Here is a 13,315-nt window from a genome sequence, read left to right on the forward strand (position 1 = left end):
CCACAGAAGAGCATTTGATTGGCTACTGTATTGATGGCTTCCATAAAGACCCATCGCACCAGCGTCAACTGCTCTCTAATGTAAACAACCTACCTTACAACACCGTGATTGATGTGAAGGGCGTGAAAATAGAATTGAACGTATCGGCTATGATCGACTCGGAAGGTAACTACGTAGGTAATACGCTCGAGTGGGATGACGTCACTGAGAAGTTCAATCGAGACAACGAAGTGGCGCGCTTACAAGCTTCTGTAGACCAATCGCAAACCGCGATGATGATGGTCGATCGAGACTTCCTCATTACCTACGCCAACGCCAAAACACTCACATTGTTGAAAACGCACGAAGCCTTATTCCAAACAGTGTGGTCAAACTTCAAAGCCACAGAAGAGCATTTAATTGGGTACTGTATTGATGGCTTCCATAAAGACCCCTCGCACCAGCGTCAATTGCTTGCGGATGTAAACAACCTACCTTACAACACAGTGATTGATGTGAAAGGGGTGAAGATTGAGCTCAACGTAGCGGCCATGATCGACTCCGAAGGGAATTATGTGGGTAATACGCTTGAGTGGGATGACGTCACAGAGAAGTTTAATCGAGACAATGATGTGGCGCGCTTACAAGCTTCTGTGGATCAATCTCAAACGGCGATGATGATGGTCGACCGAGACTTCCTCATTACCTACGCCAACGCTAAAACGTTCAAGTTGTTGCAAACGCACGAAGCGTTATTCCAAACCGTGTGGTCAAACTTCAAAGCAACCGAAGAGCACTTAATTGGTTACTGTATTGATGGTTTTCATAAAGACCCGTCGCACCAACGTCAACTGCTCGCGGATGTAAACAACCTGCCTTACAACACCGTGATTGATGTGAAAGGGGTGAAGATTGAGCTCAACGTGGGGGCAATGATCGACTCGGAAGGGAATTATGTCGGTAACACCCTAGAGTGGGATGACGTTACTGAGAAGTTCAATCGAGACAACGAAGTGGCACGCTTACAAGCGTCCGTCGATCAATCGCAAACGGCGATGATGATGGTCGACCGAGACCTAATCATCACCTACACCAATGCGAAAACCATTGAGTTACTGAAAACCCATGAAGCCTTGTTCAAAACTGTGTGGTCGAACTTCGAGGCAACGGAAGAGCATTTGAATGGCTACTGTATCGATAACTTCCATACTAATCCTGCGCATCAGCGCCAGTTATTGGGTGACCCTAATAACTTGCCTTTTAGCACTGTTATTGATGTGAAAGGGGTGAAAATACAGTTAGACGTATCCGCAATGCTGGACTCAGCAGGCAACTACGTAGGTAATACGCTCGAATGGGATGACGTAACTGAGAAATACGCAAGAGATAATGACGTAGCAAGGCTTCAAGCAGCCGTTGGTCAAGCGCAAACTGCGATGGTGATGATTGATCGTGACTTCCTGATTACCTATGCAAACGATTCAACAATAACGCTATTCGCAACGATTGAAGATCAATTAAGAACCGTATGGCCAGGGTTCACAGCCTCGGAAGAGTGGTTAATGGGGCGTTGTATCGATGAGTTCCATAAGAACCCACCGCATCAACGTAAGCTGCTATCTGACCCTGCGAACTTACCGTACAAAACCGATATTCAAATTGCCGATGTGCTGATTGAGCTGAATGTAGCCGCAATAACCGACGCAGAGGGAGAGTACATTGGTAATACGCTTGAGTGGGCTGATGTAACAGCCGAAAGAGCGAAAGAGCAGCAAATCGGCCGCTTAGCGTCAGCGGTTGAAGGGATGACCACCAACCTGATGATGGCCGACAGTGAAGGTATTATCCGAGACATTAACCCCTCACTGATGACATTGCTGAAATCTCGTGAGTCGGAACTAAGGGCGGTACTGCCAGCCTTTGATACCAATAAATTAATTGGCGCGAACATTGATATTTTCCATAAAAACCCAGCGCACCAACGCAGTATAATAAGTAACCCTGATGCTTTACCGTTTACTTCAAATATTGCCGTTGGTGGTCTGGAGTTCACGTTAACCTGTATAGCGATGCGAGACTCAGAAGGCACTTACATAGGCCCTGCCCTACAGTGGGAAGATATCACTGAGCAGCAAGATGGCCAGCGTCAAGTAGAGTCGCTGATTCAAAAAGCTATTGTGGGTGACTTGAGCGAACGAATTGATACCACTGTCTATAACGGCTTTATGAAAGAACTAGGTGATGGTGTTAATAACTTACTCGATACGCTTGTTAAGCCACTAGGAGAGTGTATCGATGTTATGAGTGGGGTTGCCGACGGTAACTTAAAAGACAGTATGTCTAACGACTACAACGGTGAATTTGCTCGCTTAGCGGATGCGGTCAATACCTCTATCGTGAACCTAAGAAACATGGCCGAAAAAATCACAACCTCTTCGGCCCGTGTAGCCACCGCTTCTTCTGAAATTGCTGATGGTAATGATGATTTGAGCCAACGTGTTGAAGCGCAGGCTGCCAATCTAGAAGAAACCGCAGCTAGTATGGAAGAGATGACCGCAACCGTAAGACAAAACGCTGACAACGCCAAAGGCGCTAATGAACTGGCTGATGACGCTGCGACGAAAGCGGGCAAAGGTGGTGATGTGGTCGGGCAAGCCGTTGCGGCGATGTCGGGCATTAACAACGCGAGTAAGAAAATTGCAGACATCATCGGCGTTATTGATGAAATTGCCTTCCAAACTAATCTACTTGCACTGAACGCCGCGGTAGAGGCTGCTAGAGCGGGTGAACAAGGTCGAGGCTTTGCGGTTGTGGCGGGTGAGGTTCGTAACCTTGCACAGCGAAGTGCCGCAGCAGCAAAAGAGATCAAAGGGCTTATCAACGACAGTGTTGAGAAAGTGGATGAAGGTTCTCGCTTAGTCGATGAATCGGGTGCCACACTTAAAGAGATCGTTGATGCGGTTGCTAAAGTAACAGAGCTTATCGCACAGATAGCCTCTTCAAGCATTGAGCAATCGAGCGGTATCGATGAAATCAACCGAGCCATTGCCACCATGGATGAAATGACTCAGCAGAATGCCTCTCTGGTAGAAGAAACATCTGCCGCCAGCGCCTCGTTGAAAGACGAAGGGAAAGTTCTGCTTAACCTGATGAACTTCTTCACAACAGACAGCAATGTCGCAACGCTTGAGTCTAAAAAAATAGAAACTAAAGCACCGGAAGCTCCTCAAAATAATGTCAGTGAACTACGCTCTAATAAGGCGGTAAATTCTGGTTTTGATATGGGCGAGGATAGCGACGAATGGGAAGAGTTTTAACTCAGGCTGAGGGCACAGCCACGATGGAAAGAGAGTTCGAGCTTACCGATAAAGACTTTAAGTATATACAGTGGTACATGCATAAACACGTCGGGATTTACCTGTCCGACCGTAAACGAAATATGGTTTACGGTCGGTTAAGCCGACGAATGCGGGCCGCAAGAGTGCTTAAATTTGCTGACTATCGGACGATAATTGAAAGCTCAGAAACCGAGCGGATTAATTTTATTAACGCCCTTACAACCAATAAAACCGAGTTCTTCAGAGAGTACCACCACTTTGAATTTCTAGAAGGTCCAGCTATAGAACAGTGGCGACACCAGGGAAATAAAAGCGTCAACATTTGGTCTGCTGGGTGCTCAACAGGGCAAGAGCCATATAGCTTAATCTCTTCACTGTATGTGGCGGGGGCATTTGATTTTTTTGATAACGTGAACCTGTTTGCCTCGGATCTTGATACCGCCGTCCTAAATCATGCAAAAGAAGGCGTCTACGACGAAGAGGCGATAGAGAGTATTCCAGACCGTTATTTAAAATCGTGTTTTGTAAAAGGAAGGGGGACACACCTAGGCAAGATAAAGATTAAGCAAGGCTTGCAGAAGCAAATTATATTCAATCAGCTCAACTTGTTTGATAAGTGGCCGAAGATGGCAAAATTTGATCTTATCTCTTGTCGCAATGTGATGATCTATTTTGATAGGGATACGCAAGCTAAATTGTTACAGCGGTTTTATGAAGCACTAACGCCCACTGGCATTTTGTTTATCGGCCATTCAGAAAGTGCCGCTTCAAGCAGTGATCTTTTTCATCATCTTGGGCATACCATTTACGTAAAAAAACAAGAAGAACAATAGCTAGCTGCCTCCATCAACAAACATAAAGATAATTGGAAAGGTAGAACAGTCAGTCGATTTAAGAAAATACGTTTCATACAACGAGGCTCATAAATGATGGCATTTCACGTTCAAAAGCGGCACACAGAAAACGCACACTTTAGCCGCTTTTATCATCCTCGGCATCAAAGTCACGTCGTTAAGGTTATGCCGGGTGGCCTTTATTGTACTGATCATGATGAAGTCATCTGTACGGGTCTTGGTTCGTGTGTTGCCGCGTGTATTTGGGATAAAGAGTTACACATTGGCGGTATGAACCATTTTCTCTTACCTTTTGATAGCAGTGACCAACTTCGTCACTGGCACGCAACTGAGGTTGTTTCTACCGCATCACGCTATGGAAGCCATGCGATGGAGATGCTAATCAATACCCTTATCTCAATGGGATCTGACCGATCGCATCTGCGCGTGAAACTATTTGGTGGTGCACAAATGCTCGGGCGTTATTCAATGATTGGAGAGAAGAATATTGAATTTATTAACCGCTATGTCGAACAAGAGCAATTGATAGTAGAAGCCCATGATTTAGGTGGTTTAGAGCCGCGGAAAGTTATTTTTGAACCAATGACGGGCAAAGCGTGGCTAAAACGAATTCCATTTACTGAAGTTCATCAATTGCAGCATCAAGAAGAGAAATACGCGACAGAGCTGGGTAAAGAGAGTCACAAAAATCATGATGATGATGCGGAGTTATTTTAATGAGAAAAACCAAAGTACTTGTTGTTGATGATTCACCTGTTTTTAGAGCCTTATTGACTCAGATTATCAATTCAGACAAAGAGCTAGAGGTAATCGCTGCGGCAGAAGATCCGTATGAGGCTCGGAAAATGATCAAAGAGTTTAATCCTGACATCATCACTCTTGATATAGAAATGCCCAAAATGAATGGTGTTCAGTTTTTACGAAATTTAATGCGTCTACGACCTATGCCAGTGGTGATGATATCCACGTTAACTCAGCATGGGGCAGAAGCGACACTTGAAGCGCTTGAAGCCGGAGCTGTTGACTATTTCCCCAAACCTTCAGTCGAAGAGACCGGTGAGATTGTTGATTACAAAACCGAAATAAATGACAAGATTCGAATGGCGGCGAAAGCCAATGTACAAACGGCTAATTCGGTTGAGGCCGCACCAGAAATCGATCCTTGTAGTAAGCAAACAGATATTGAAATTATTGCTATCGGTGCATCAACCGGGGGAACGGAAGCAGTTAAAAATGTTATGTCTGCACTTCCCGCTGGATTACCACCAATTATCATCACACAGCACATCAGCGCGATGTTTACCCGCTCGTTTGCCAAGCGTTTAGATGATGCCAGTGACATTGAAGTGAAAGAGCTCACCGCGTCGAAAGCCCCGCTTGTTAATGGCTGTGCATACGTTGCTCCAGGCGATAAACATTTGACGGTCTTTCGTCGTGGTAACCATCTATTTTGTCAGTTAGATGATAGCCCGCCAATGAGTCGTCATAAACCGTCGGTCGATATGATGTATCACTCTGTCGCAGAAGTTGTTGGTGATAAGGCGATAGGTGTATTGCTGACGGGCATGGGGAGCGATGGAGCGGAAGGCATGCTGAATATGAAAAACAAAGGCGCCATAACCTTAGCGCAAGATGAGCAATCTTCCGTTGTGTGGGGTATGCCCAAAGTAGCTTATGAAATTGGAGCGGTAAAAAAACTAGTGTCGCTCTCACAGGTTCCAAAACAGTTGTATGACTATATTTATAAGTAAGAATGTAGCAATACGGTAAGCGTTAGAAAATAAAGACGCTGTAGTCTATCAAAACCGTCATATATAGATAAATGATAATTAAAACTCACTGATACGTCAGGAAAAAGGCTTATGAATCAACGTAGACTTTCTAAAAAGTCCAAGAACCTTATCGCATTGGCTGTACAAGTTGCCCTTCTTGCTGTTTGGATGTTCCTATCACAAAACATATTTCACCTAGGGCTGATGCTCATTGTTGCAGCCGTTCCGTGGCTTGTATTGTCAGCTGGTGAGCCTGAGGTCATTGACGATGGCAATAGTGAAGAATCAGAGCTGCAACATAGTATTGCTGAAGAGCTAAAACTTATTTTGAAAGATGGAATTCCTAAAGTAGCTGACCCACTGGGAAAGCAACACAGTATTATCGATGAGTCGGTGGAAACACTTAACAACAGCTTTTTTAGTTTGCAAAAAGCCAGTGAAGAGCAGAGTGCGGTTTCAGGCTCTTTAGTTGATGGGTTACTGGCGAACCAAGACAGTGAATACGATCTTGCATCGGTTCTACCTAAAATTGAAAAAATCATTTCAGAATTTGTTGGCACTATGGTCAATATCTCAGAGAAAAGTATCTCCGCTGTGCACAGTATCCATGATATGTCGGACAAGTTAGGTACGGTATTCAAACTATTAGCACAAGTGAGAGGCTTGTCAGAACAGACTAACTTGCTAGCACTAAATGCAGCCATCGAGGCTGCAAGAGCGGGAGAAGCCGGCCGAGGTTTTGCCGTGGTTGCGCAAGAGGTAAGAAATTTATCTAAGCAGGCAGAAGAGCTTAACTCGGAGATTGAAAAAGAGATCAATATTGCTCAAAGCACCGTAAAAGAAGCCAACAGCACTGTTGGAGAGATGGCATCTATTGATATGTCCACCGCTATTGAATCGAAAGAACAAGTGGATGATATGTTGAAAGGTGTTCACCAAGTCAATATCGAGATAGAGCAAGAAGTGCATAAGATTCGCCAACTTGGTGTTGAAATGCATCGTCACGTGGGGGATGGGGTTCGGGCATTGCAATTTGCTGATATCGTTATGCAGCAGGGTGATTATGCCAAGGAGTCAATGGAATACTTGATGGAAGTGGTGAATGCACTAGAGACTCACCATGAGGATGCAGAGCTTAAAGAGGTGTTATCAGACATATTAAGCCGCTCAAAAAACAGACGAGCACCAGCTGCAAGCCAATCAAGTATTGAAGAAGGCGAAGTGGAATTATTCTAAGGAAAGCATATGACGGTTGAAACAAAAATAGACACAACTTCGAAAAAAGTGACTATCGCGATTGAAGGTGCATTTGGCTTTAATTTGGTTCAGGAATTTAGAAAAAGCTACACCGATAGGAAGGAGTATCGTTTTACCATCGATTTACGCAAGGTTGATTACATCGACAGTGCGGGCTTAGGTATGTTGCTTAATATGCAAAACTATTTGAGCCAACCTGATGGATCGATCAACATCACCAACACCTTGCCGCAAGTGAAGAAAATATTGCTTATTTCTCGTTTCGATAAGAAGTTTCAAATTGACTAACCCTAGGTTCAAGGGCTTTTACAGAGTCTATTTTTACTAGGGAAGAGCAAGGGAGAAGAGCAATGCGATTAATGATTGTTGATGATCATGTGACCAATCGAGAGTTATGTGCCTGCATACTAGCGGATCTCGCGACTTCTATTGATACATTTGAAACGGGCGAAGGTGTCGTCTCTTCTATGAAAAAAATGGAAGAACTGCCTGACGTTATTCTACTTGATGTGATGATGCCGAAAAAAGATGGTTTCACCACTGCTGCTGAGATACGTGAAGCCTTTCCCGATATCCATATCCCTATCATCTTTTTAACCGTACTTGACGACCATACGTCTTATGAACGTTGCCTAACCTTAGGTGATGACTTTATTGCCAAGCCTGTGGAACGTAATGTCATTATTGCGAAGGTTCAAGCACACTACCGTATTGTAAAAATGCACAAAGAAGTGGTCCACCAGCGCGATCAACTGAGCCACTTTCAAGAACAAGTTCAATATGATTACTCTATTTCTGAGTCCATTTTTACCAACTTGATGGAAGAGATGAGCTCGCAGGTGAGTCATATTTACGGTGTAAATTATATCTCCACGCCATCCACCGTCTTCAATGGCGACTTAATTGTAGTAGCCAACCGCCCTCATGGCGGCGCGTATGTGATGGTTGCAGATGCGACAGGGCACGGGCTTCCTGCTGCTATCTCTGCCATTCCTGCAACTCGAGCCTTTTTTAGCATGGCGGAGAAAGGGTTATCGCTTGGCGAGATCGTTAACGAGATTAATAACTCGCTGTCAAAATTTCTTCCTATGGGAATGATGCTGGCAGCCAGTGTCTTTGAGATCCGGGCTAATGGTTTTGAAGTTTCTTGGTGGGGCGGAGGCCTTCCTGATACTTATGTACTGGATAAAGATGGACAGATCATTCGCCGATTGAGGTCTAATCATATGCCATTAGGGGTTTTAGATTCCCATGAATTTGAAACAGATATTGTGCATCTCACCTTAGAGCCTGATCAGCAAATCTTAAGTTATACCGACGGCGTTACAGAGGCCATGAATGAGAGTGGGGAGCAATTTGGTCAAGATCGTCTTGAAGCGGTACTGCAAAATGGAAAGGCGAAAATACCGACTATCTATGATGCGGTAAGAGAGTTTTCCAATATGAAGGCGGATGATGACCTTTCTGTGTTGTCTATGACATTCCCAATCATTAATGGTAACGACAGTGAATCGATACCGACTGACTTTTACTACAGTCATATTCCATTAGAAACCACGCTTCATTTTCCTGCGCACGTGTTAAAAACGGTCAGCGTTCTCAGTGAGGTTCGCCAATATTTATCAGGGATCTTAAACGGTGGTCAACATTTAGATTTGGTTTGCTCGGTACTTTCAGAGCTGTTTGCCAATGCGATAGAACATGGCTTATTGGGGTTGGAGTCCTCTTTAAAAGAAGACCCTGATGGTTTTTTTGAATTTTATCAACTAAGAGAGGAGCGTTTAAAAGCACTGAGAGTAGACGCTTGGGTTAAGCTACACGTCGACTATCAGCCGGAAGATGAGAAGCTTACTATGACGTTAGAAAACAACGGGGCGTCATTTGATTATCATCACCTCAATGATATCGATGAGAGCAACAGCTTAACGCACGGGCGTGGTATCGTCCTCGCAGCTGAGTTGTGTGACTCTCTTAGGTACTCTAATGAAGGTAAAAGGGTCACCGCGGTATATCGCTTTAACTCACCACACGGTTTCCCAAGTTCAGCATAGCGTTAGGTCTAGTGTCTGTGGGACTAGTCTAATCGATAGACAGCGGATTAGACCTAGCAAACTAACTAAGAATCACAGGGTGTCCCTGCTTTGGATGAGGCATCACGCTGACGCTAAAATCATAAACCTGTTCAATAATCGTTTCTGTTAAGACCTGCCATGGTGTCCCATCAGCAACAATATTTCCTTGGTTCAATATCATGACTCTATCGGCGTACTGCGCGGCGAGATTTAGGTCGTGCATGACAATAACGACTGCCGCCCCTTGCTCAGTTAACCGTTTAGCCAGCGATAAGGTTTGGTGCTGATGAGAGAGATCCAGTGCCGACGTGGGTTCATCTAAGAGCAATATTTTTTGTCCGTTAGACTGCGCCAATTGAGTTAACACCCGAGCAAAATGTACTCGTTGCTTCTCCCCGCCAGATAAGCTTGGATACAAACGGTCTGCTAGATGTTCAGTATCCGTAAGTTGCATGTTCTGTTTCGCTATGTCGGTGATAGTCGAGGCACTTGCTTGCAGTGGAATACCGCCTAATTCAACCACTTCTTTCACGCTAAAATTGAAACTCAAACTGCTCGATTGAGGAAGCACGCCAAGATGTTTTGCGAGGATTTGTGGGGCCCATTGTTCAGATTTTTTTTCGAAGAAGTGAATATCACCTTGTGATGAATACTCACCCGTAATCATTTTAAGCAGTGAGCTTTTACCTGTTCCATTAGGGCCAAGCAAGATGGTCAATTCGCCAGCATTAATATGAGTGCTTACTTTATCCAAAATCATTTTACTGCCAAGAGTCAGGCTTACTTGGTTAATCGAGATAACGTGCTCGGAAGTGGCAGATGATTGAGTGACAGGTTGTTGAGTAATAGAGTGTTGAGCCATAGAGTGTTGAGTATGCGAGTGAGACAATTGCGCGGTATGAGACATTAGATGCGCCCTTTCTGTTTTATAAGTAGCCAAATGAAAAATGGTGCGCCTATCAAGGCTGTAACGATTCCTACGGGCATATCGAGTGGAGCGACAGCTGTTCGTGCCAACATATCGGCAATGAGCAGTAGCAACGCGCCAATTAGCATAGAGATAGGAAGCAGTGATTTATGATTAGGGCCGATCATCATTCGCCCAAGGTGCGGAACAATTAAGCCAACAAAACCGATCATTCCCGATAAGGCGACGGTGACGCCAACCCCTGCAGCAGTCAGCAAGATAAGTTGTCGTTTTAGCTTTTGCACCTCAATCCCCATGTGCTTGGCCTCTGCTTCACCGAGCAGAAGTGCGTTCAATGGTTCTGCCTTGCGGTAGAATAGAATGAATAGCGTAATCAAAGTGAAAAACGCAAGGAGCAAACCGCCCCAGTTAGCGCCAGCAAGTGATCCCATGGTCCAAAGTGATAGGTCACGTAATGCTTGATCGTCTGCGTAGTAGTTCATCAAACCAAGGCCAGAACCTGCTAGCGCCCCGATTGCTACGCCAGCCAGAAGCATCATCGTGACAGACGTGCCGTTTGCACTTGTTCCTAGGCGATAAACCACCACGGTCGTCAATGCACCACCAATAAATGAAAACAGCGGTACGGTGCCAAACAGAAGTAATTGTGGGTAGCTTTGAGCCAGAGAGCCAAATAGAACAATCGCTATCGCCGCACCAAGCGATGCACCAGCACTGACCCCAATAATGCCGGGGTCTGCGAGTGGGTTACGAAATAGCCCCTGCATGACGGTGCCACACAATGCCAATATTGCTCCCACAGCAATTGCCAATAAGGTGCGAGGTAATCGAATCTGCTGAATGACTAAGGTGATGTGTGCGGGCAGATCAGCACTTCTTAATGACATTGGAAGTAGAGCCTGAATGCTATCGATGATCGATATATCCATTGGCCCTAAAGCGACTGAGCTGATGATGGCGCAGTAAAGAGCGACAAATCCCGTTAGAAATAATAGGCGTGCTGGTATGCGGGTAATGCTTGATACAGACATAAAATTAACTACTTATTGAAACGTTGGTTGAGCTGCTTGGCGACTTCTAAGCTATGCAGACCGAACCCCCCAATTAATGCACTGCTTGGAACTGAGATGATTTGCTGCTTACTTCCTGCTGGTGTAGCGGCAAGCAACGGAAGTTTTTTGAGGATCTCTTCTTGCCCACCAAATGTTGCCCAAGAACGGTCACTAACAAGGATGTAGTCTGGTTGCAGGGCAATAATGGCTTCGTAAGAAAGAGGCTTATACGAATGAATCATTTCGGCAGCTGGATTCTTAGCGCCGGAAAGAGAAATGATTTTATCGACGGGAGTTTCTGTTCCAGCCGCTGTTGCTGGACGATCTTCACTGAGCATGAGAAAAATAACCGTAGGTGATTTATCAAGTGCTTGGTGGGACAGCTCTTCAATTTCACTGTCAACTTGTTGTTTGAGTTGTTCGGCTTCGATCTGTTTATTCGCGATCTCACCAACAATATCGATACGCTGATGAAGCGCTGATAAAGAGTTATCCGATGGGAGTGTCATTACTTCAACATCACTCGCTTTTAATAGTTGTAACGTTGTCTCTGGGCCCATTTCACTAGAACCAATGAGGCGCGTGGGATTCAAAGCCATGAGACCTTCAGCAGACAGTTGGCGGTGATAACCAACTTGTGGGATCTCCATGTCTTTGACAAAGCTCTTACTTGTCACATCAACTGCGACAAGTTGCTCTTCAGCCCCAAGAGCAAAAAACAGCTCAGTAATGTTCGAGCCAGCGCTGATAATGCGCTCCTCTGCGACAGCAGAAAATGACATTGTCGTACAAGCCAGAGTAGTAACCGTTAGTGTTTTAAGTAACAGTGCTTTTACAGCACGAGAAGTGGGTACGTTTTTCATTATTTTGTCTCTTCATCCATAATGATGCTGGTGGCGTTCATTTTATTTTTTTGCATAAAAGCAAGCAGTTGGAGCATTTTTTCGACCGGTACACTTTTATCTGAACCGATGACAAGATCTCGCTTGGGGTACTGATTAGAAGTAGCAATTAGCGCTTTGGCGAATGAATCCCAATCGCTAAAAGTCTGTTGTTCTATGGCCCAGTAGGGAGCTTGGAGCATGAGATTGATGGCAATCACCTCTGAGTCAACTTGGGTCAGTACGCTTTGCTGTTCTGTGGTTGGAATATCAACATCCATTGTTTTGATATCGATATTGGCCGTTAATAGTAAGAACACCATGACGATAAAAATGATATCCAGTAGCGGGGTTAAATCCGGTTTGAGATCGTCACCATTAAAGACTGAATTTTGTTTGCTTGTGATCATGCGGCGTGTTTGCTATCTGATGTTGTTGATTGCTGAGAACAATCCGAAGATAACGAAGATTGGTGCGGTGTCGATGTACTGTTTTTTGGAGCACTCTGTTTATTTCTTAAGTGGCACTGTTCATTTCGTAAATCGCATTGATCAAAACTTATCCCTTCTAATAGAAGGTTGCAGTGGTTGAGCCCGTGTTCAATTTTGCTTAAGTTACTGTCAGCCCACAGGTTAAACAGCTGAGCGGCTGTGATGGCGGGCAGTGCAATCAGAAGGCCAGCAGCTGTCGTTGACATAGCAAGGCCCAAGCCTTCAGCAAGTAAAGAGGGTTCAATCGAACCTTGAGATTCCCCCAGAGTTTGAAACATATCAATCAGCCCTAATACGGTACCTAACAGACCAACTAACGGCGCAATGACACCAATAATGGAGAGGATTTTTAAACCCGAGGTGTACGCTTGTCGTTTTTTTTGTAGCCAGATGCTGACGGCTTCTTCTCGCAATGATTTTTCAAAATAACGATGGCTAAGGAGCATCCCCGCGCCTTGTTCAAGGGTATGCTTTTTCGCAATGAGTACATTTGAATACTCATTGACACTCTCCGCGTTTTTCATATCAAGTTGGCGCAATGTGTGCAGTAGAGATTTACTTCTTGTCCGGGTATTGAGGAGTAAAAAAACAGATCGTTCTAATAAGAGCATGATGACTAGAAATGACATGATCGTAAGCGGCCATGTCATGAGCCCGAGCTGAGAGTGGATAGAATTAAGAATATGCATAA

General features: G+C 44.8%; 12 protein-coding genes. 7 read left to right on the plus strand and 5 right to left on the minus strand.

Translation table 11 applies throughout. The annotated features are described in order from the left end of the window. Window positions 1–149: 149 nt before the first annotated feature. From aer2 to L4D20_RS00055, 7 genes are all read left to right on the plus strand, one after another. On the plus strand, window positions 150–3,296 hold the full coding sequence (gene aer2, locus L4D20_RS00025) for an aerotaxis transducer Aer2 (RefSeq protein ID WP_428800714.1): 3,147 nt from the start codon (window positions 150–152) through the stop codon (window positions 3,294–3,296). Next, window positions 3,281–4,150, plus strand: coding sequence for a CheR family methyltransferase (locus L4D20_RS00030; RefSeq protein WP_428799518.1), 870 nt, complete (start codon window positions 3,281–3,283; stop codon window positions 4,148–4,150). The genes aer2 and L4D20_RS00030 overlap by 16 nt, the downstream gene beginning before the upstream one ends. A gap of 96 nt (window positions 4,151–4,246) precedes the next feature. Continuing rightward, on the plus strand, window positions 4,247–4,888 hold the full coding sequence (locus tag L4D20_RS00035) for a chemotaxis protein CheD (RefSeq protein ID WP_428800715.1): 642 nt from the start codon (window positions 4,247–4,249) through the stop codon (window positions 4,886–4,888). After that, window positions 4,888–5,922 (plus strand): protein-glutamate methylesterase/protein-glutamine glutaminase, encoded by a 1,035-nt coding sequence (locus tag L4D20_RS00040; protein WP_428799519.1) that lies wholly within the window; start codon window positions 4,888–4,890, stop codon window positions 5,920–5,922. The genes L4D20_RS00035 and L4D20_RS00040 overlap by 1 nt, the downstream gene beginning before the upstream one ends. 111 nt (window positions 5,923–6,033) lie before the next feature. Beyond that, the gene (locus L4D20_RS00045) at window positions 6,034–7,179 is read left to right on the plus strand and encodes a methyl-accepting chemotaxis protein (protein WP_428799520.1); all 1,146 of its coding nucleotides are present in this window, start codon (window positions 6,034–6,036) and stop codon (window positions 7,177–7,179) included. 9 nt (window positions 7,180–7,188) lie between these two features. Continuing rightward, on the plus strand, window positions 7,189–7,488 hold the full coding sequence (locus L4D20_RS00050; RefSeq protein WP_428799521.1) for an STAS domain-containing protein: 300 nt from the start codon (window positions 7,189–7,191) through the stop codon (window positions 7,486–7,488). A 62-nt stretch (window positions 7,489–7,550) separates the two neighbouring features. Further along, window positions 7,551–9,251, plus strand: a complete 1,701-nt coding sequence (locus L4D20_RS00055) for an ATP-binding SpoIIE family protein phosphatase (RefSeq protein WP_428799522.1) — start codon at window positions 7,551–7,553, stop codon at window positions 9,249–9,251. A 61-nt stretch (window positions 9,252–9,312) separates the two neighbouring features. Here L4D20_RS00055 and L4D20_RS00060 read toward each other — a convergent pair whose 3' ends face one another. The 5 genes from L4D20_RS00060 to L4D20_RS00080 all read right to left on the minus strand — a co-directional run bounded on the left by L4D20_RS00060 (window position 9,313) and on the right by L4D20_RS00080 (window position 13,313). Beyond that, window positions 9,313–10,134 carry a heme ABC transporter ATP-binding protein gene (locus L4D20_RS00060; protein ID WP_428800716.1) on the minus strand — a complete coding sequence of 274 codons (822 nt, stop codon included), beginning with the start codon at window positions 10,132–10,134 and terminating at the stop codon, window positions 9,313–9,315. Between the two features lie 44 nt (window positions 10,135–10,178). After that, window positions 10,179–11,231, minus strand: coding sequence for a FecCD family ABC transporter permease (locus tag L4D20_RS00065; protein ID WP_428799523.1), 1,053 nt, complete (start codon window positions 11,229–11,231; stop codon window positions 10,179–10,181). 8 nt (window positions 11,232–11,239) lie between these two features. Continuing rightward, entirely contained in the window at window positions 11,240–12,034 is a 795-nt protein-coding gene (locus L4D20_RS00070; RefSeq protein ID WP_428800717.1) for a heme/hemin ABC transporter substrate-binding protein, read from the minus strand. Between the two features lie 80 nt (window positions 12,035–12,114). Further along, on the minus strand, window positions 12,115–12,543 hold the full coding sequence (locus L4D20_RS00075) for an ExbD/TolR family protein (protein WP_428799524.1): 429 nt from the start codon (window positions 12,541–12,543) through the stop codon (window positions 12,115–12,117). Continuing rightward, window positions 12,540–13,313 (minus strand): MotA/TolQ/ExbB proton channel family protein, encoded by a 774-nt coding sequence (locus L4D20_RS00080; RefSeq protein WP_428799525.1) that lies wholly within the window; start codon window positions 13,311–13,313, stop codon window positions 12,540–12,542. The genes L4D20_RS00075 and L4D20_RS00080 overlap by 4 nt, the downstream gene beginning before the upstream one ends. Window positions 13,314–13,315 lie beyond the last annotated feature (2 nt).

Origin of the sequence: Vibrio kyushuensis, from assembly GCF_050337325.1 — a bacterium.
Taxonomy (GTDB): Bacteria; Pseudomonadota; Gammaproteobacteria; order Enterobacterales; family Vibrionaceae; genus Vibrio; species Vibrio kyushuensis.